Origin of the sequence: Halomonas sp. PBN3, from assembly GCF_000475415.1 — a bacterium.
Taxonomy (GTDB): Bacteria; Pseudomonadota; Gammaproteobacteria; order Pseudomonadales; family Halomonadaceae; genus Halomonas; species Halomonas shengliensis.
Genome location: NZ_AXCA01000046.1, coordinates 1 through 20,606 on the forward strand (window position 1 = coordinate 1; position 20,606 = coordinate 20,606).

Genomic DNA, 20,606 nt, shown 5'->3' on the forward strand with positions numbered 1-20,606 from the left:
GGAAAGAATAGCCGGATCCTCAAGGACGTGCCTCATGACCTCGTGGTCCAACGGCGCATTTTTGGGCAGGCCCAGCTGTTTCTTTACAGCGTTGAGGTACCTCTTTGTGAAAGTGGAATAGTGGTGGTAGTTGGACGTGCTCATCGGTTTCTCCTGGTTGCGATGTGGCATACCCACGGTACAACAAACACCATGGCGAATAGGGAGGCTGGCTGGAATCTCCAATTCCCCAAAAACGAGCCAAATATGGTATAAGCCGTTTTTTCCGTGAGTCTGCCGTCAGGAGTGCCTTCACAAAAAAAGTCTGAAATATGGTATGGCGTGTCTGGGGCCGATTTCGTACGTGATCCCAAAAGATGGCAAGAATATGCTAAGGGCACGGCTGAGACGGGCTAGCGTCCATGGCCACATCGCGCCTTGCGGCCTTCCTGCCGATTCACCATGATGGCCTGTATCATCAGCAGGCTAAGCGCATTCATCGCCGCCAGAACGACAGGGACGCCCCATGAGCAAGACCGACGCCCAGCTACGCGAGCTGATCCTCACCCTCGTGCCCGACGACGGCAGCACCCTCGGCAACGCCAGGCTGCTCAAGCAGCTCGGCGAAGAGGGAGGCGAGGTCGAGAAGTCCGACTATGAGCGTGTGCGCGACGGGCTGGTTAAGGAAGGCGTGCTGGGCAAGGGGCGCGGCCGGGGCGGTTCCGTGTATCGTCTGTCACTTCAGCCTGCAGACTCAGAAGAAGCGCCGGTAGCGGAGCCCGCAGCCCCAGACCTCACCCTGCAGATGCAGGAGGTCCCCGCCGAGCTACCGCTGAACCAGCAACAGGCCAAACCGAAGCGGGCCACCAGGCCGCGCCAGAAGAAGCCTGACCAAGCCGAGGTGCTCTCCTACCGTTATGACGAGAAACGCAAGAACAACCCCCATGTGGGCATGGTGGATACCGCCAGTGATGGGGTAGAGGAGACCACCACCTGGGCCTACGACCCGCATCTCGATCCCGAGCTGCAGTTTGACTCCTCCGCCAACCGTGCCCAGGTTGAGGCGTTGATCGACGATGCTCTGGCCTCCGGTGACCAGGAGCAGATGAAGGCTGCGCTCGAGGAGCTCAAGCGTCGGCAGTCTCCCTACCTGCAGTGGACCGGCAAGGCCGAGCGCACCAGCTTCGAGGTGGATACCGTCTCCCTGCACGTTCACGAACGTATCGACCCTGCCACCATCCTCGGCGAGGTGCAGAAGCGTATGAAGGCGGGCAAGAAGGGTGGCAGCGCCTTCCAGCCCGACATGTTCCACGCCCCCTTCGAGAACCTGCCGCTGCGCGAGGCCATCGACTTCTACAAGCACGAGCGCGACTGGGCCAACCGCCTGATCGCCGGCGATTCCCTGCTGGTGATGAACTCCATGCTGCAGAAGGAGGGCATGGCCGGGCAGGTGCAGATGATCTATATCGACCCGCCCTACGGCATCAAGTACGGCTCCAACTTCCAGCCGTTCACGAACAAGCGGGACGTCAAGGATCGCAAGGACGAGGACCTGACCCAAGAGCCAGAGATGATCAAGGCCTTCCGGGATACCTGGGAGCTGGGCATTCACTCCTACCTCACCTATCTGCGCGATCGGTTGCTTCTGGCGAGAGAGTTGTTGAATGAGAGTGGATCGGTATTTGTGCAGATTTCGGATGAGAACCTGCACCATGTTTGTGAGATTTGCGACGAGATTTTTGGGTCGGGCAACTCAATCGGTATCATTACTTTCAAAAAAACGACTGGCGCTGGAAGTCCTAGTGGTGGAACTGACGTACTAGCTCGTGTTTCAGATTACTTAGTTTGGTATGGAAAAGACGCTCGGAAGACCAAGTATAATCAACTTTATCGGGGTAAAGTGCTGGATGGTGCAGGCGCATCTGGTTATTCGATGGTTCAAGAAGGTAGTGGATTAAGAAGAAGAATCGGGGTTGCGGAGGCCCCTGAAAAAGGTGTCTTTACCCCTGATAACTTGACATCACAAAGCTCTGGTGGCCCCCAAGTTTTTTCTTTATCTTTCATGGGTCAAAGCTTTTCTCCGCAGAAGTCGGGTTGGAAGACGACACAGACAGGAATGCAAAGGCTTAAGAATTCTTGGCGTTTGTACGGTGCAGGCAACACACTGCGATATGTTCGTTTTCTTGATGACTTTGCCGCTTTCCCAATCAATCGACTTTGGGATGACACCACTACGGCTGGCTTCGGCGATCCAAAGAATTACGTGGTTCAGACAAACAGCAAAGTCATCGAACGCTGCCTTCTGATGACCACCGACCCTGGCGATTTGGTACTGGACCCCACCTGCGGCTCCGGCACCACCGCCTATGTGGCCGAGAAGTGGGGGCGACGCTGGGTCACCTGCGATACCTCCCGCGTCGCCGTCACCTTGGCCAAGCAGCGCCTGATGACCGCCAGCTACGACTACTTCGAGTTGAAGTATCCTCAGGAAGGGCTGGGTGGGGGCTTCATCTACAAGACGGTGCCGCATATCACCTTGAAGTCGATCGCCAACAACCCGGAGATCGATGAAATCTACGAGAAGAAGCATCCTGCAATCCAACACTGCCTGGAGCGGCTAAACGCCTCCTTGCAGAAGGAACCCCCTACCCGCCCCTTCACCGTGCTGGAAGGCGCTCGCAAGGGGCAGCAGATCGACTTCGTCAAGGATGCCGGCAAGACACAGACACTGCCTTCGGGGGAAGAAGTACCGGTCAATGCCCTGCTCGAGTGGGAGGTACCTTTCGATTATCCCGAGCACTGGAACCGGGAGGCGCTGGACGCTCTGGCTGGGTTCCACTCCTGCCGCCGGGCCATGCAGCAACACATGGATCAAAGCATCGCCAACCATGCCGGCCAGGAGGTGCTCTACGACCAGCCCGAGGTTAGCAAGGATAAGCTGCGCATCACCGGCCCCTTCACCGTGGAGGCAGTGCCCTTCGCCACCGTGCTGGGCCTGGATGAGGCCGAGCAGCCCAAGGAGGCCGACGTCGCCGTGGCCCGCTCCGGGGCCACCTCCCGCCATGCCCAGTGGCGCGAGGAGCTGCTCAAGGCCGGTATCCGCGGCAAGGGGGGCCAGCACCTCAAGCTGATGGACCTCGAGACACTGCCCGGGGCCAAGTACCTGCATGCCGTGGGCACGGTGGCGGAGACCGGTGAACGTGTCGCCGTCAGCTTCGGCCCCGAGTACGCCGCCCTGGAGCAGCGCCAGGTGGAGATCGCCAAGAACGAGGCCGGCGACCTTTTCCCGCTGCCCAAGCTGCTGGTGTTCTGTGCCTTCACCTTCGACCCGGAGGCCGCCAAGGACATCGACAGCATCAAGGGCATCCAGGCCCTCAAGGTGCAGATGAACACCGACCTGCTCACCGAGGACCTCAAGAAGAACGCCCGCAGCAACGAGTCCTTCTGGTTGATGGGCCAGCCGGACGTCGAGGTGCATGAGCTGAAGGACGGCAAGCTGCAGGTCGAGGTGCACGGCTTCGACTACTTCGACACCAAGAGCGGCGAGCTCAAGTCGGGCGGCAAGCGTGACATCGCCGTGTGGGAGCTGGATACCGACTACGACGACCGCTCCCTCTACCCGCGCCAGGTGTTCTTCCCCATGGCCGGCAAGAAGGATGGCTGGTACAAGCTCAAGAAGGACATTCGCGCCGAGCTCAACGAGGAGCTGCTGGGCCAGTACCACGGCACCCAGTCGCTGCCCTTCGAGCCCGGTGATAACCGCTGCATCGCGGTGAAGATCGTCGATAACCGCGGCATCGAATCGCTGAAAGTCGTTCGGCTGGACTGACCCATGACACAGCACACCAGCCTCTTCGAGGTGCTGGCTCGCCATGAGGGAGTCGATACAGAATACAAGGCGGCCAAGGGCGGGCTACCCAAGAGCCTGTGGGAGACCTACAGCGCCTTCGCCAACACTGCGGGCGGCACGCTCTACCTGGGGGTGAAGGAGGGCGACGAGGGGCCATCCACAGCCGGTCTCACGCAAGCGGATGTGGATAAGCTGCGCGGTGAGTTCTGGGTCACGCTCAACAACCCCCAGAAGGTCAGCGCCAATATTCTCCAGGAGCACCATGTCAGCGTCGAGACCCACCAGGGCGACGCCATCCTGGTGATCGAGGTGCCCCGCGCCACCCGTAGTGAGCGGCCGGTCTATATCGGCGTCGACCCCTTCACGGGCAGCTACCGTCGCAACCACGAGGGCGACTTCCGCTGCAACGAGGCCGAGGTGCAGCGCATGTTCGCCGACCGCCTCGACCAGGAGCCCGCGGACAGCCGCATCCTCGAGTACTTCGGTTTCGATGACCTCGACCCCGCCTCGCTCAAGCAGTATCGCAACCGGGTGGCCTCGCGGGTGCCTGATCACCCTTGGTTGACCGAGAACGATCTCGGCCTGCTGAAGAAGCTCGGGGGGTGGCGCAAGGATCGCCGCACCCAGCAGGAGGGGCTGACCCTGGCCGGGCTGCTGATGTTCGGCCAGACGCAGGCCATTCAGGACCCCTTGGCTGTGCCGGGCTTTCATCTCGACTACCGCGAGCGCCTGGCCGAGGATGACGACATCCGCTGGAGCGATCGCCTCACCATCGACGGCACCTGGGAAGCCAACCTCTTCCAGTTCTACCAGCGCGTCGTACAGAAGCTCAGCCATGATCCTGCCCTCAAGGTGCCCTTCCGGCCCGACCGTCGTGCCCAGAGCGATGCCCACGAGGCGCTGACGGAGGCCCTGGTCAACGCCCTGATCCATGCCGACCACACCGGCCAGGGCGGCATCGTGGTCGATCGCTTCAAGGAGCGCTTCGAATTCTCCAACCCCGGCACCCTGCTGCTCTCCCAGGAGCAGCTGCTGGCGGGTGGGGTCACCGAGTGTCGCAACAAGTCGCTGCAGCTGATGTTCCAGCTGCTCGGCGTGGGCGACAAGGCGGGCTCCGGCCTCGACAAGATACGGCGCAGCTGGCACGCCCACCTGTGGCAGCCACCCAGCCTGAAGGAGACCCTGCGCCCCGATCGCGTGATCCTCACCCTGCCGCTGATCAGCGTGATGCCCGAGGACGTGATGGCACGCCTGCAGCAGCGCTTCGGTGAAGCCTTCGAGGCGCTCTCCCCCGATGAGGCGCAGACACTGGTCATCGCCTCCCTGGAGCAGCAGGTCACCAACCGTCGCCTGCAGGAGATGCTGACTCTGCACCGAGTCGATATCACCCAGATGCTCAGCGGCCTGGTGGAGAAGGGCATGTTGGCACCCCATGGACGCAGCCGGGGGGCCTACTACACCCTGCCGGCGTCGCTCGCCGCCCCCACCGATCTCAAGGTGGAGAGCAGCCCCCCACACTCAGAGACTATGTTCCCTCATAGTGAGCCGAGCTCCCCCCACAAGGGCACTACCTTCCCGCATAGTGAAGGGAGCTCCCCCCACAGCGATGCCGATGAGCATGCCCCAGCATGGGAAGCACTGCAGCGCATCGCAGCCCCGGTCGCTGCCGCCAAGCGCACCCCGCCCGAGACGATGCAGGCGACGCTGCTCAAGCTCTGCCAAGGCCGTTTCCTCACGCTGCGTCAGCTGTCCGAGCTGCTCCAGCGTTCGCCCAAGAACATCGGTGAGCGGCATGTGGCCCCGCTGGTGAAGGCAGGCAAGCTCGAGCTGCGCTACCCCAATGTCCCGAACCATCGGCAGCAGGGCTATCGCACGGTAGAAGGAGTTACCGCATGACAACCCGATCACTGATCATCAACTCGCCCTACGATGCGCCCTCGGCCTACTGGGAGCGCGACGGCAAGCAGATGACCCTCCAGCAGGGGCGTCGTCCGGCGGCCTACGAGATCTTCGACACCCGCAACAACACCCAGCGCACCGAGCCCCTGGAGCAGGTCAACCGTATCCGCCAGCGCGTCGATGAGTGGCGGGCGGAGGGCTACCCCGGTGTCACCAGCGTCACCCGCCAGCTGCTCGAGCACTGGCATGCTCGGGGCGACTGGGACCCGGATGCCTGTCGCTGGGAGGGTGGTCCGCGCCAGTACCCGTTCTACTTCTGCCAGCTCGAGGCCATCGAGACCCTGATCTGGTGGCTGGAAGCCCAGGAGCCCTACCGCCAGGGCATCTTCCTCAGCGGTGACGGTGGCCCCTGGGAGCGCATCTGCAACAAGATGGCCACAGGCTCCGGTAAGACATCGGTGATGTCGCTGATCATCACCTGGCAGACCCTCAATGCCATCCACTACCCCAAGGACCGCCGCTTCTCCAAGGCGGTGCTGATCGTCACCCCGGGGCTCACGGTGAAGAGTCGCCTGCAGGTCTTGAAGCCAGGCCACCCCCACAACGTCTATGACGAGTTCAACCTCTGCCCCAACGAAGCCATGCGGCAGCAGCTCAACAGGGTCGAGCTGGTTATCGAGAACTGGCACACCCTGATGCCGCTCAAGGAGCAGGCCCGCTCGGTGGTCAAGAAGGGCAAGGAGAGCGACGAGGCCTTCACCCGTCGCGTGCTGGGGTCGCTGGCCAACGAACGCGACCTTATCGTGATCAACGACGAGGCCCACCACGCCTATCGCCAGCAGGCCGAATCCAAGGTCAGCAAGAAGCAGGCCGAGGAGCTGGGCATCGACCTGGAGGAGGCCACCCGCTGGATAGAGGGCCTGGACCGCATCCACAAGACCCGTCGCATCCGCCGCTGCTTCGACCTCTCCGCCACGCCCTTCGCCCCCACCGGCAAGAGCAACACCGAGTCCGGCCTGTTCGAGTGGATCGTCTCCGACTTCGGCCTCAACGACGCCATCGAGGCGGGGCTGGTCAAGACCCCGCGGGTGGTGGTGCGCGATGATGCCCTGGCCAACGCCAAGACCTACGCCAGCAAGCTCTACCACCTCTACCGCGAGGACGAGGTGAAGGAGGACCTCAACCGCCGGGCCGAACCCACCGCCCCCCTACCGGATCTGGTGCAGAAGGCCTACGCCCTGCTGGCCTACGACTGGAAGGAAACCCGGAACCAGTGGGAAGCGGCCGGCCACACCATTCCCCCGGTGATGCTCACCGTCTGCAACCGCACCGAGACCGCGGCGCGTATCGAGCACTTCTTCAACGGCGGTGACTGCCTGATCCAAGCGACCCAGGCCCCGGATGCCACCCTGCGGGTCGATTCCAAGGTGCTCGAGAAGGCCGAGCAGGGCGAAACCATCACCAAGGACAAGCTATACGCTGCCCGGCTGGAGGCCCTCATCAAGGCCGCCAGTCTCCCCGGCGACAAGGAGGCCGACCTGCTGGCCATGAAGCAGGAGGAGCAGCTGCGCGCCCTGGTCGATACCGTCGGCAAGCGCGGCCAGCCGGGGCAGTATCTTCAGAACGTCATCTCGGTAGCCATGCTCTCCGAGGGCTGGGATGCCGCCAACGTCACCCACATCATGGGGCTGCGTGCCTTCACCAGTCAGCTATTGTGTGAGCAGGTGATCGGGCGTGGGCTACGTCGCGTTTCCCACGACATGGACGCCGATCGCAAGTTTCTCCCCGAGTACGTCAACGTCTTCGGCGTACCGCTCTCCATCTTCCAGGACGCCAGCGAAGGCGGCGAGGCACCCCCGCCGCCAAAGCCCAGCGTGCGTATCGAGGTGGAGCCAGGCCGCAACCACCTGGAAATCCGCTGGCCCAACGTCGATCGCATCGACAACGTCCTCAAACCCGAGCTGGTGATCGACTGGCAGAGTGTACCCATACTGACCCTCGACCCGGCCCAGACCCCGCTCAATGCGGATATCGCTCCCTCGCTGACCGGCTCACCCAACCTGGCCATGGCCACCGAGATCGACCTCGAGCGGGCGGTCGAGGAATTCCGACTGCAGAATCTGATCTTCCGCGCGGCTCGCAAGCTCTACCTGCAGAACCAGGCCGCCTTCGGTGGCGACAAGCAGTACCTCGCCGTGCAGCTGATCAGGCTGGTTGAGCAGTTCCTGGAAAGCGACAAGCTGGATATCCCCAGCCTCTGGCACCAGGACCCGGTACGGCGTCGGCTGCTCTTCGCCCTCAACATGGATACCGTGGTAGGGCACGTCAGCCGCTACGTCACCGAGCAGAACGTGGAGCGCCAGGAACTGATCTTCGAGGAGCACCAGCCCATCGGGGCCACGTCTTACATGCGACCCTGGCTCACCACCAAGCCCTGCGCCCCGACCGAGCGCTCCCAGATCAGCCACGTCGTTTACGACAGCGCCTGGGAGAAGATGGTCGCCGACGTCTGCGAGGACCACTCCGGCATCGCCGCCTGGGCCAAGAACGACCACCTCGACTTCAAGGTGCGCTACCTGTGGCGAGGCTCCTCGCGCAACTTCGTGCCCGACTACCTGATCCGACTCACCAACGGCAAGACGCTCGTGCTCGAGGTGAAGGGCCAGGACAGCCAGCAGAACGCTGAGAAGCGTGCCGCCATGGAGACCTGGGTGAAGGCCGTCAACGAGCAGGGTGGGTTCGGCCAGTGGGCCTTCGATACCGTGTTCGAGCCAGCCCAGACACGGGACGTCATCGAGAGGTATCTATGAATTGCTTACGCAGAGGATGTCTAATGGTTTGATATTGAGCTACTTTCCATCCTCTATGTACTCAAGAAGGTCTCCCACCTCGCAGTCGAAATAACGGCACAGCTCGTCTATCACATCCAGTTCCACTCGACTGGCATTTTCGTGATAGAGGCGAGTGATGGTGCCTCGATTGATGCCTGTATCACGTGCTACATCGGTGATCTTTAGCTTACGCTCACCCAGCATACGAGAGAGATGGCACTTGATCATCTTCCCACCATAAAAATCAATTTGATCTCCTGTAGTCCAAAATGGCTTGCAAGTGATCTTCTTTGGGCTATAGTGACCTACAGGAGATCACCAAGGGTTGCCAAGCAGATCCTTTGGTCTCCTGCAAACCATAGCACATAAGGAGACCGTCATGGCTCATGTCTATCTGACGACGTCTGAGCTGGCCGCGCGCATCAAGTATGACGTTCGTACCATCCGAGAGCGTCTCAAGGATCGTGTCCTCCTGGAGGGCATCCACTACATCCGTCCGTTCGGAGGCCGCAAGATTCTCTACCTCTGGGAGCCCATCGAGCGTGACATGAAGCTCTATTCCGCCGAGGAGAGCCTGGGTGTGCCGATGGCACGAGGGGGTGTCTGCCATGGGTAAGATTCGCGCAAGGGAAGATAACGGGAAACTCTTCTTTGACTTCCGGTACTTGGGTAAGCGCTGTCGTGAGCAAACAGCCCTGGATGACACGCCTGCCAACCGCCGCAAGCTGATCAAGATCATGGAGAAGATCGAGGCCGAGATCATCCTCGATAGCTTCGACTACGGGCGCTACTTCCCCAACAGTCAGCGAGCCGAGACGCTAAGCAAGAAAGCGTTGAAGTCCCAGGGGGGGTACCGGGAGACGCCTTTGCTGGCCGAGTTCGCCGAGACCTGGTTCGCGGAGAAGGAGATCGAGTGGCGAAACTCGCAGATCAGGACGGTGCGCAGCAGCCTCGATCGCCACATCCTGCCCCAACTGGGGGAGAAGGAGGTCGGCAGCATCACCCGAGCAGACATTCTTGAGTTCCGGTCATCCCTCGCCAAAGTGACTACCCGGAGCGGCAAGAAGCTATCTGCCAGTCGCATGAACCACATCATGACGCCTCTGCGCATGATGCTGAATGAAGCCGCCGACCGCTTTGAGTTTAGCTCACCGTATCGGGGGATTAAATCGCTGAGGGTGCCGCGTACCGATGTCCAACCGTTCACGCTCGAGGAGGTGTGGCGCATCATTGACAACGTGCGGCCCGACTTCCGCGACTACTACACGGTACGTTTTTTCACCGGCATGCGCACCGGTGAGATTGATGGCCTGCCCTGGGCCAATATCGATTTCTCCCGTCGCCAGATCCTGGTCAAGCAGTCGCTGGTACACGGTGAGGTAGTAGACACCAAAACAGATGGCTCGAGCCGTGCCATCGACATGTCGGAGCCGGTCTATCAGGCACTGCGGTCGCAGCAGCAAGTGACCGGAGGTCAGCGGTTGGTGTTCTGTAACCGGGTGGGCAACGCGCTGGACCATCAGAATATCACCAAGCGCATCTGGTACCCGCTGCTTGATGAGCTGGAGTTGAGTCGTCGGCGGCCTTACCAGACCCGGCACACGGCCGCCACATTGTGGCTCGCCGCGGGTGAAAACCCGGAATGGATCGCTCGGCAGATGGGCCACACCACGACTGAAATGCTGTTCAGGGTCTATTCGCGTTATGTACCCAACCTGACCCGACAGGATGGCTCTGCCTTCGAGACCATGCTGAGAACAGCCCAACAAGCTTCCGAAATAGACCATGAAGACGCAGAGGAGGTGAGCCATGCCCGCTGATCTCTACAGCATAGCTGCCGTTCAAGACACCTTGATCACTCGGTCGGCCCGTCGCAACGTTAGAAAGCTGGCCAGTGCCATCGGCCTGGCTCTTAACATTCGACCCGGCTGTGGTTTGGTGATGCTGCTGGGTACCGGCTGCGAGCGAAATAACCAGGAGGCATTGGAGTCTTGGGTGGCGCAAACCCTGATTGATCGTGACCTGCTGCCGACCCGTGAGGTTATCCCAATGCTCATTGACGCTCTGGAAAAAGCATTGACGCGTTGGGAAGAGGGGGGGAGATAATGATGAGACAAGTAAATAATCCTCCCTGCATCATCGAGGCAGTGATGCAGGTAGAGCGCCACGACTGGCTAATACCGGAGCTGGAGAGTAGTACACGACGGATATGGCTCTTGGGCAATGGGAGGCGATTTGAGGTCAATTGGCGTGACTGGGTGCAGGAAACACTGATCCTTCCAAAGCCAGGCATGTGGATTCATGCGAGACTTCGGGCCCAGCAGGTTCCGTCCGGTTCCTGGATGCTGGAACGATATGTAGTGCTCAAGCCGTAATAAAGGATGGCTCGGTCAGGGTTGTAGCCTGGCCGAGCCTAATGCATTTCAGAAATATTGTACGAAAAGAAAAACAAGTTAATACATAATTTATACCATCGCTTCCTTCCGGCCTGCGATGCCGGCCATTGCTAGCCAATGTGACCGTCAGTCAATGTCAACTATCCGTTCCCTTTCCATGTTTGGAGAACACAGAACAGGAGAAAGAAAACTCATCATAAAGATTGCTCACTAGTCATTTTTTCAAGCAAGTCTGATTCTATTACGACACCAGCTGTGAAAATGGCAAACCTGAGGCAGGGCCAGAGAGTGTATTTTAATTCTTCTTGAGATTTTTCATAGTAAAGTCGTAAGTTAGCAAGTCCGTTAGGGTCCCGTGTGGGTTGATCATTCTCACGGATCATGCACTTTACTTGTGATCGTTTAATTTCGAGTAATTGACTCCAATAGGCTTGAGCTTCTGCAGGGTTGGCACCGGATGGTATCTCAACGAATAATTTTGCATATGACATTATTTGCAATTTTTCGCACATCTTAAGTGCAGGTCCAAGGTGGCGCTTGTCACGGAAGTTGACTTGGCCAGCTGACCTCTGAATTGCGCTGTGAAATATTTCTAGTGAATCATAGCACTGTTCAGGATCTTCAAGATACCACTCAATGATTTTGTGAAAGAAGGTGTTGCTTTCCTTCTGATGCTCTGGAGACCTAGGTGGAGCTAAACACCTCTTTATTTCAGGAAGGTATGCCCTGATAATCTTATCACCAGTCAACGGATTCTTTACACGTTGCTTACCATAACGCTGGCGCCCGTTACGGCGGCTGGTTGTCATTTCCATAAGTGATGATGCTTTAATGACCCACTGATCAATCACGATATCAGGCATTTGGAAACGATATGCAATAGCTAAAACCGATTGTCTCAGGGACTTGCCAATGGCTTCCTCTCTTTCGATGCTTGCCAAAATCCTATATACAAATAGGGGGCTAATTAATTTTATCATTGGTGTTGCAATGTTATTTACTTTAGTCAGGGGGAAAGTTTCCCAGTGCCCTTCAGGTGGGGGCTCAAGGTATGGACGCCATACTTCTTTACCTAAACCAGCTATTAGCTCTTTTGATGTGGTCTCACCTTTTATTTTCTTCCGCGACCTCCACACAGGCAGCGACTCTCTTGACAAGCCTAAAAGCGCAGCTTGTTGATCCTGTGGGAGAGCCAAATCATCGGACTCCCAAAGATGATTGCCAAGTATCAAGTCAGTTAAATGTGAGTAGCTCCGAAGAGTCTCTGCAGGACTGATATGACCATGGTAGCTACTAATTAACCATATCCTTCCTCGGCATGTCTGTTTACTTTTCGCCATTCCCAGTGCGCTAGATAAGTCATGGTGATAGTATGGAATGGCACATTCACCATTGTCATCCGTTACAAACTTTTTGGGTAATGGCCTGCCATTTCCAGGGTTGTCAATATGGGCATGAGCGAATGTTACACTTGAATGTCTCAAATGATGGAATCGGGCATTCGGCATACCGCTAGCGATTTTCAGTGCTTTTGTTATGGGAAGGAATAGCTCCATGTCGCTTAGTGGCCGGTGGTCTTGGCCCGGGAGGCAAAGAAAAAGTTCTTTTCCAAGCGCTTTATAACCGGTTTCAGAGTGGCGTTTATCTAACCAATAAACTACTTTTTCCATCTCATTTTTTGACAAGAATGGATCCATGGGGATGCGGCGGGTTGCGGACTCTGATTTACCATTATGGATCCAACTTTCCATGTTCGACATGGTCTCACTCAGATTTTGATTTACGTCAGCGATCTTTAGATTTCTTATTTCGCCTCTTCTAAGACCACATCGATATCCTAAAATTAAGGCGATATGTTGTATCTCTTTAAACCTAAATGCTTGGTCTGATTTAACTATTATGTCTAGAGACCTTTTGTACTCAGCAGGCGTGATTATGTTGTTGTCAACTCGTGTTTCCTGGCGAGCTGAAGACCCTATTTCAAGGGGAGGTATATCCTCAAATTTTTCCATCAAGAACTCATGAAATTGGCTAAGGGACCATGATTTAATGTTGTAGTTGTGGTCGCTGCTTGATTTGGAAAGGATATTCTCATAAATATTTGCCCATTCCTCATGACCTAGTGAAGACAGGTCTTCATGTTGAGATGCCAATGAAGTTAATAAACGACCATTGATTCCTGATTTCCCAATATAATTTTTTATAGTAGAGATTGATATCTTAGATTTCTGCACGCTGCCATTTATCAAAAGGTGGTAAGTCCAATGACCAATAGCTTGAATGATAGGGCTATTCAGATGTGAAGATGACAAGAAGTTATGAATGTTGTCTTTTACATATTTTCTTCCCGAGCTTCCGGCATAGCTGTCCGTTTTCAACAAGTCGTATAATTCAGTGAACCTCTGTGTTTGGTCTGTATTCGCAGCTCCAGTGTGTAGAGACTTTTTTCCGATGGAAATTCCAGGATTATAGAAAGGTTCAGTGCTATCATCATCACCTTTTTTTTCAAGGCTACTGTCTATCTTTCCTGTCATCAAACGATGCCAGCCTGATGGGTCTAGCGAAATGCTGACATTTTTTGATTTTGAATAGTGTACCAAATAGCCGGGGAGAGTGTGAGACGCTGCAGCCACTCCATAAGAAATGAGAGTTTCCAAGAGTTTTTCCTGAGACATTGATATTCTTTTGTCAAGATCCTGAACATACTCCTGCAGGCACTGATAAACGCTCTTGTTTAGATGATGGGTACCTGACATTTTTTTGTAATAGCTGAGCAAAGCCAATGAGCTCGTTGGTCCAGGGAATAGCCTTCTATATATTTTTTGGTCGTTTTTTGGCTCATTATTTAAGCTGCTCTCTAGTGCAGTAAGTGAGTTTTTGTGTTTTTCTGTAATACTTCCTTCCAAAGTAAGGTATATTTTTTCATCCAGTACTCCAACACCATTTGAAACAGCCTCACTAAGTTTTTTAATCCAGTATTTGTTTAACAGTGCTCCTTCTGTTATCAGGCAAAAAGCAAACCTTCCAAATGCCCAGCCGGGTGAACGGAATTCTGTTGACTGGGCTAGGCCTGCCTTTTCATGTTTATCCATAAGTTCATCGTATTCAGATAAAAGTTTATAGCTTTTTATAGTGAATGGGTTTTCTTCCCTAGCTTTGGTAACCATTGGCGAGGGTACTGAAACATCCCAGCCTAAATCCCTGCAGCCTTTATCTAGGCCGCGGGACAAAAAATTGTGAGCAATCTTATGTGCAGCACCACTATGCTCCTTGGCAATCCAATCAATGAGATCTTCAATCTTGGAATCTACAACCTGAATTCCTTTGACTCCATTTACCAGGCGCGGGTCAATGAGATAGACCCTTTCAATCACACTTTTTTTAATTTTGTGCTTTTCATTCTTTCTTTGTGCAGCACGTACTAAGTCGCCGGGAGTATCATCGGCATATTTTACAGGCTCACCAAGCCCCCATCCGTTCCATACGCTACCGAGATTCATGAAAACCCCCTAGCCACCTTCCATTGGCTCCTTTCGAGCAAGGTCTCTATTGCCGCTCTTGTTGTCGATAAGTACTGGTGTGTACAGAATGTCGAAAACCGGCTGTATGGTACTTGGTCGCAGCCCCAATGCCCCATGAATGTATCAACATATTCACCTGGAACCTCAAGCTCTCGCAGTCTTGTCCGTAGATAGTGTCTGTTCATATTGAGTGGCGGTTTTGTTTCCAAGGATAGGTGCCTCTGCAGCCTTTCTGGAGTTACTCGCTGAGGTTCCATATTCCTAGAGAGAAAGAATAATGGCCTACTGGTGTTTTTGTCGAAAATGATTGATAGCCTCTCTTTCAAGAAGTTGCAGTGGTCAACATAATGATTAACTTGGTCAACAAGAAGTCCTGTTGCCGGTACTAGCCTTGAGTTTGTCAAGTTGTCATCAACTTTGTCAGAAATTACAACAGTTTTTCTTCGTATATTGATATGGCTAAGGTCTGAGAGGGGGTCTTTTATACTTCTGTAGCCTGTGCTGAACATGATAAGCATTGCTGTATATAACGTCAGAGCGTTATGCGTCCGAACGATAAATTGAGGGTCATATGTTTTCATTTTTTCATTCATGCACCTTTGGTAAAGATCTTTTGCTACTTCAAATATATAAGACTCCTTTGGTGTTATTGGCGATCCTACTCTTTCTTTCTCTCTACTTTCATCCAAGAAATCTAGTTGTTCGGGCGATGATCCTATGGCTGCATCTTGTATGCGCTTCATTACGTTTTCATAAACTTTGCACAAGTGATCGATCCTTGGAGTGTAGTAATAAAGCGATGAAATAGAGCCTGTCGCTGGAAGTGTTCCTGTTATGAGGGAAGCTTCAGCGATATCTCCACTGCTAAAAACTGTTTGGTGAAACAATGTATTTGTGATCCTGTGTAATGTTAAGCGAGTTTTGAATTTTTTATTTGTCGCTGATACTATTTTTTTGACATTCTCTTCTAGCGTCTTTTGACGGTTTTCATTGAACAGACCTGATGACCGTTTATGTGAGCGATCGCTGGCTTTTTTAATTGAACTACTCATCAGCCTCCATATCTCAATTGGAATTTTGAAGGAAGATTTCTCTACCGTTGTCTCAAAATTGTCTTTCCAATTCGAATTCAATTGACGCCTAGACTCTGGTTCAATAATCCCACTCGCCCATGAATTATCTTCGACGATAATAAATATATCGTTTTCGTTTATTCGTTTTGGTAGGTGAGTCCTTTTTCTCACTACCCTTGTGTTAATGATGCTTTCCAAGGGGCGTCCAGTAATTAGCATCAGGCATATCACAGTTGTGGCATGTGGATTGTGTTGTGATAAAACTGACTCCCATAGCTTTCTGATTTCGTAGCTGCTCAGTTGATCCCATCTAAACGGGATCAACTGAGCATTTTTCTTGATATGCTTGTCGGCTAATTGGGTACGGAACGTAGACTGTAATGTGGTGTCCCCTTTTTTTGTTTTTAAGGGCTGTGACTCACGTTGGTACTCTATGTTAGATATTTCCTCCGTGATCGCGAGCCCAGTTGACTTTAGGTTTTGTTCAATGTGGTTAATTTTTTCCCTATCGCTTGTGCCGTAGCATATTTCCCTAGATATTATTGTCGGTGATGCATTTAGCCCACTTAAGACAAACTCAAACTTCAACTTTTCTTCGAATACATTTGAGGCTTTTCGATTTTTTCGTTTTAACGGTCCTTCATGCGGTGATCGGGCAGCATACGAAAATGCTAAAAATCTTTCTATGTTCTTTACATAGGAAGCATCATTTTCTTCAAGGAAGTTTTCGTACTTATTTTGCTCAGTAGTTTCTTCCAGTTTCCTATATATCTGAGTGGTGTCAAATATATCAAAAGCAATGTTCTTCATTGCCTCATTAGATATTAGCCGTACCGAGCGACAGGCAGCCTCGAGGTTAGGTTTGTATCGATCTTTATATAGTTTTTTATTTTTCTGGTTGTTATAGTCTGCCGATTTATCCCTGAGGATTTCATCCCTCCACCATTTAGCAGCATGGATGATATGTGCAGTTATGGTGTAGCTTGCCTCAACCAACTCTTCTGGCCTTTTTCGTAACTCACTCAGGAGTGATGTTATTGGAGAGTCTGACAGAATCCCCCGAGAGCCGGATTTTGGAATATCTTGCAAGGTTTTCATCAATTTTGTTTTTTTCGTCTCTGACAAAAGCTCCTCTCGTGAATTGCTGAGTGTTTGCAAATTCCAGCAGGAGTAGTCCCCGTTGAATTCACTAACAATCCTCTCTAAGTTTTCGATGATTCTTTCAATGCAGTCTCCCCAGTCAGTGACTCCATAATAGTCTTGGCGTGGCTGTAATGCCTCTTCTATTACGTTAATAGTGTCTTTTGAAACTTCGTGATGTGACATGTTCATGGTTTACATTTTTGTTCTGGGGTTGATTTGAGTTATTTCGCAGAATCCTTTCTTGGATTCAAATTTCTTACATATTTTTATAAGTATTTTTTCGTCGGTATTGAGGAGGGCTTCTCTTAGCTGAAGGGCTCTTTGTGAACTTATACTGTTTTCCAGGCTGAAAAACAAAATATTAATAAGCTCATTGGTGGCAATAAGATTTATTTGATCATGTTGTGGTATGTGCTCTATCACAATGCATGGCACCCTCTTTTCTTCAAGGCTTTTAGCTACCTCGAGTGAACGAAAATTTCCAACCAAGATGAAGTTGTTGGCTTTGTTTTTGCAGACCAGTATGGGGTGCTGGTATAAGAAATTTTTCCTGCTGTCCTCGCTTAGCAGGCTTAGATCTTTTATTACTGGGATGCTGCTCATCATCAACATCTCTATATGTGAGGATGTTGCGGGAAGAGAAATCTTCTCTATGTTGATCACCTTGAGGCTAGGCTTGGAGTATTCTGAAGACAAAAGCATTCTCTTCCCTTGATAATGTCATGGGATGATTCGGCCGCAGAAAGCCACACTGGTTGATGTGGTATCAGCCAGCTACAGTGACTCGTAGGCGTTGTTTGCTAGATGTAGAGCGCTCCGGTAGGACGTCAGCGCTTTCAAATCTATCGGCTATTCATATTTGACTTACTCCTCGTTGGCCTTGTTCTAAGATGTCTCTGAGCAGTGTTTGGCAGCTGGTGACCGCATCACTCAGTGGTCTTCTCCAGCATGGCTAAAAGCGACTCTTTGAATATGCTATCAACCGGCCTATCGGCGATTGGGAAAATTCGGCAAGTTTTTTGATATCGTTTGGGTATAAGCATATATCTATATGTTTATTCATCATTGCTAGCCTCTCATGTGCCTCGTGAAGACCATGCTAGCCAGCTGCTGCGCCAATCCCATGGATTTTTAGATCTGGCTGCTTGTCATCGGTGAGAGCTTTCGGATGATCGACGTCCCCATGATCCATGCTGGCTGAAAACCGCATTTCTCGCGCCTTGATGGTAGCGTGGGCTCCTACCAGAACCATGAAATCCACGATTTGATGATGTGGTGTTGTGGCTAGAAAATCTTGCCCTCATGCAGGAAGGCTGCACCCAGAAGCAGTTCCATGGGCGATGTATGGGGAAGGGGAGATGAGGTGCTGAGAACAATGGCTCTGAATGTTCAGAGCCAGCAGTTGGTGGCTAGATGGAAATCCCAGCTTGGTGGAGCTAGCCCCGCTCAAGTGGTCACTGGTTTTTCAATCTCGAGTCCAGCTCGGTAAGCCTCGAAAGCATGCTGTGCGGCGCTGATGGCCCGTTGCTGCTCCTGAGCATTGAGCCGTGTTGTGGTGAGTTGTGCCACGAAGTTACGCCAGTGCCAATGTCCCTGCGAAGCTGCGAAGAAACTCACTGGCGCGGCTTCTCCCAAGGTGTCGTGCAAACACCGGACAATGACTTCGGCCCCGAGGCGTGAGCCCTCCAGTACGTAGCGAAGGCCCAGCAACTCTGCGGCACTCCGGGGCACAGAGGGCCTGTGCGAGATGTCCGTGTCAGTCTGCGCAACGCCGAGCGCCGCCAGGTCGGCCTCCAGTGCCGGTAGGCGACAGGGGGAGAGCAGCTCGGCTTGTCCGAGATACATGGCTCCCTCCGCGACGGCGCCCTCCAACGCCGCCTGTGGCGCGTGCAAGGCGAGTAGCGAGCGCCTGTAGCCATTCAGGGTCAGGCCCGGGCGCAGCAGCCGCTGCAGCTCTGGGTGGTGATCCAACGCGTGGTGATAGTCACGGGTGGAATCCCGTAGCTGCAGCAACAGGGCTGGGGCTCGGGCGATGTCTCGGCGCGTTTTACTCATCACGGCCGAAGGCCGAGGCCAGTACTCGCAGCTTGAGCAACTTGAGGTGGGTGTTGGCGGGCCAGGGACGTGAGTAGCCCAGGCGCTGTTCCACCCAGCGCTCGAAGGAGCGCCTTGGAGCAATGGGATGCTCACCACTCGGGTTCTCGGTGGGCTTGTCGGGGTTGCCGCCCCAGGCCACCTCCTGTACCTCCTCGCGCCGGCACAGCAGCAGACGCAAGCGTCTGCCGTCTTCCAGCGTAACTTCACTCGCCAGCAATCCGGCTACCTCGGAGAGCGGCATGTCCGGGCACTCCCGGGAGAGGCTCTCGCTGATACGGGTGGAACTTGCGTCGCTATCGCACCAGGCTAGCACTGCCTCCAGTGCCTCTGGTTCCAAGTGCAGACCGTCGCTGTACAGGCCGAGCCCGTCATCGAGCATGACCCCGTCTGCGGCGAACTCCTCCCGGAGCCAGCGGCCGATGTTTGGCCAGGCAGCCTCCAGGCCACCCTCGTCGATGACCTCCCGGCTCATGGCGTCGAAGCGTCGTTCGATGGTGTCGGTGAGCTCCATCCGCTGACGGGTTTCGTAGTCGCGACGGGCCAGCTCGTAGCGCTTGACCTTGTCGGCGAGTTGACGGAGTGCCGGTGGTGCCAGCCTGCGCGGCCTATAGGCGTGAAGCGAGATCAGCCCGGCCAGGCGGTTGGCTGTCATCAGCGGAAAGGAGATCGCTCCCACCACGCCCATGTTGGCCATGTAGAGGCGGTGTACCGGTGACACGCTGCGCAGGTCGACCAGGGAGAGATCTGAGCGGCTTGGACTAGCGCTGAGAACTTCTACGCTCTCGGCCTGGGCATTGGGGATGGTGCGCCAGGGATTGCGTGCATAGAGTTCGCGGGCGATCTGGGGAATGTCGCTGGCCGGGAAGCGCAGCCCCAGGTAGCTGCCCTCAGCCGCTTCGCTTCTGGCTTCAGCCAGGAGTTAAGCTCAAGTCTGGTGTATGGGAGGAGGTAGGAAGGGTGGCGTATCCTGTTGGTTGATCACGACCAAGATCTCAACCAACACGAGTGGATACGCCATGACCGATTCTACCCTCCGGGCTCTTTCACAACCAGAACCCCAGGTCACTGACCCGCTGCACGAGCTGCTGCGACGAGGTGCCCGTGACCTGATCGCCAAGGCCGTCGAGGCCGAGCTGGCCACCTTCCTGGCGCAGTATGCCGATCAGCGGCTCGACGATGGACGACAGGCCGTGGTCCGCAACGGCTACCTGCCCGAGCGCACGGTCCAGACCGGGATTGGGGATGTCAGCGTGCAGGTGCCCAAGGTGCGTGACCGCAGCGGCGGTGGTGCTCGCTTCAACAGCAGCCTGCTGCCGCCCTACCTGAAGCGGGCCCGCAGCATCGAGGAACTGATCCCCTGGCTCTACCTGAAGGGGATTTCCACTGGCGACTACCAGGAGGCGCTGGCGGCGCTGCTGGGCGACCAGGCCAAGGGGCTCTCGGCCAACACGGTGTCTCGGCTCAAGAAACAGTGGGAAGACGAGCATACCGAGTGGCGGCAGCGTGACCTGTCAGACCGTCGCTACGTCTACTGGTGGGCCGACGGCGTGTACAGCAACGTGCGCATGGATGACCGCCTGTGCCTGCTGGTGATCATCGGCGTCACGGAGCAGGGCCGCAAGGAGCTGGTGGCTGTCGAGGACGGCTTCCGTGAGTCGGCTGACAGCTGGGAAACGCTGCTGACGGGGCTGCGAGAGCGCGGCCTGACCACGGCTCCCAGGCTGGCGGTGGGCGACGGTGCCATGGGGTTCTGGTTGGCGCTGAGCAAGATCTACCCGGAGACCGACCATCAGCGCTGCTGGGTCCACAAGACCGCT

Annotated in this window: 13 protein-coding genes; 7 read left to right on the plus strand and 6 right to left on the minus strand. The window is 54.8% G+C overall.

Going from position 1 to position 20,606, the window contains the following annotated elements:
* Positions 1-505: 505 nt before the first annotated feature.
* The 3 genes from Q673_RS0118030 to Q673_RS22105 are packed head-to-tail and all read left to right on the plus strand — an operon-like array spanning position 506 to position 8,538.
* Positions 506-3,808, plus strand: coding sequence for a site-specific DNA-methyltransferase (locus Q673_RS0118030; protein WP_031217575.1), 3,303 nt, complete (start codon positions 506-508; stop codon positions 3,806-3,808).
* A 3-nt stretch (positions 3,809-3,811) separates the two neighbouring features.
* On the plus strand, positions 3,812-5,725 hold the full coding sequence (locus tag Q673_RS22100) for an ATP-binding protein (RefSeq protein WP_023004821.1): 1,914 nt from the start codon (positions 3,812-3,814) through the stop codon (positions 5,723-5,725).
* Positions 5,722-8,538 (plus strand): BPTD_3080 family restriction endonuclease, encoded by a 2,817-nt coding sequence (locus tag Q673_RS22105; protein WP_023004822.1) that lies wholly within the window; start codon positions 5,722-5,724, stop codon positions 8,536-8,538. The genes Q673_RS22100 and Q673_RS22105 overlap by 4 nt, the downstream gene beginning before the upstream one ends.
* A gap of 39 nt (positions 8,539-8,577) precedes the next feature.
* On the opposite strand, the gene Q673_RS35825 is transcribed toward Q673_RS22105, so the two are convergent.
* On the minus strand, positions 8,578-8,787 hold the full coding sequence (locus Q673_RS35825) for a helix-turn-helix domain-containing protein (protein ID WP_023004823.1): 210 nt from the start codon (positions 8,785-8,787) through the stop codon (positions 8,578-8,580).
* A 151-nt stretch (positions 8,788-8,938) separates the two neighbouring features.
* Here Q673_RS35825 and Q673_RS22110 point away from each other — a divergent pair, with 151 nt between their 5' ends.
* Genes Q673_RS22110 through Q673_RS22120 form a run of 3 tightly spaced genes read left to right on the plus strand, consistent with a single transcriptional unit; the run spans position 8,939 to position 10,665 of the window.
* Positions 8,939-9,175 (plus strand): hypothetical protein, encoded by a 237-nt coding sequence (locus Q673_RS22110; RefSeq protein ID WP_023004824.1) that lies wholly within the window; start codon positions 8,939-8,941, stop codon positions 9,173-9,175.
* On the plus strand, positions 9,168-10,379 hold the full coding sequence (locus Q673_RS22115) for a site-specific integrase (RefSeq protein WP_023004825.1): 1,212 nt from the start codon (positions 9,168-9,170) through the stop codon (positions 10,377-10,379). The genes Q673_RS22110 and Q673_RS22115 overlap by 8 nt, the downstream gene beginning before the upstream one ends.
* A complete protein-coding gene (locus tag Q673_RS22120) occupies positions 10,369-10,665 on the plus strand; it encodes a hypothetical protein (RefSeq protein WP_023004826.1) in 297 nt (98 codons plus the stop codon). The genes Q673_RS22115 and Q673_RS22120 overlap by 11 nt, the downstream gene beginning before the upstream one ends.
* 484 nt (positions 10,666-11,149) lie before the next feature.
* Here the strand turns inward: Q673_RS22120 and Q673_RS35830 are convergent, their stop codons facing one another.
* From Q673_RS35830 to Q673_RS22135, 5 genes are all read right to left on the minus strand, one after another.
* Positions 11,150-14,455 carry a tyrosine-type recombinase/integrase gene (locus tag Q673_RS35830; RefSeq protein WP_081711960.1) on the minus strand — a complete coding sequence of 1,102 codons (3,306 nt, stop codon included), beginning with the start codon at positions 14,453-14,455 and terminating at the stop codon, positions 11,150-11,152.
* Positions 14,452-16,875 carry a hypothetical protein gene (locus tag Q673_RS36435; RefSeq protein ID WP_152527065.1) on the minus strand — a complete coding sequence of 808 codons (2,424 nt, stop codon included), beginning with the start codon at positions 16,873-16,875 and terminating at the stop codon, positions 14,452-14,454. Before Q673_RS36435 ends, Q673_RS35830 begins: the two co-directional genes overlap by 4 nt.
* 9 nt (positions 16,876-16,884) lie before the next feature.
* Entirely contained in the window at positions 16,885-17,298 is a 414-nt protein-coding gene (locus Q673_RS36440; protein WP_152527066.1) for a hypothetical protein, read from the minus strand.
* An 840-nt stretch (positions 17,299-18,138) separates the two neighbouring features.
* Positions 18,139-18,705, minus strand: a complete 567-nt coding sequence (locus tag Q673_RS35490) for a biliverdin-producing heme oxygenase (protein WP_023004828.1) — start codon at positions 18,703-18,705, stop codon at positions 18,139-18,141.
* 34 nt (positions 18,706-18,739) lie between these two features.
* Entirely contained in the window at positions 18,740-19,507 is a 768-nt protein-coding gene (locus tag Q673_RS22135) for a hypothetical protein (RefSeq protein WP_152527067.1), read from the minus strand.
* A 298-nt stretch (positions 19,508-19,805) separates the two neighbouring features.
* Here Q673_RS22135 and Q673_RS22140 point away from each other — a divergent pair.
* On the plus strand, positions 19,806-20,606 hold an 801-nt coding region (locus Q673_RS22140; protein ID WP_023004830.1), incomplete at its 3' end, for an IS256 family transposase.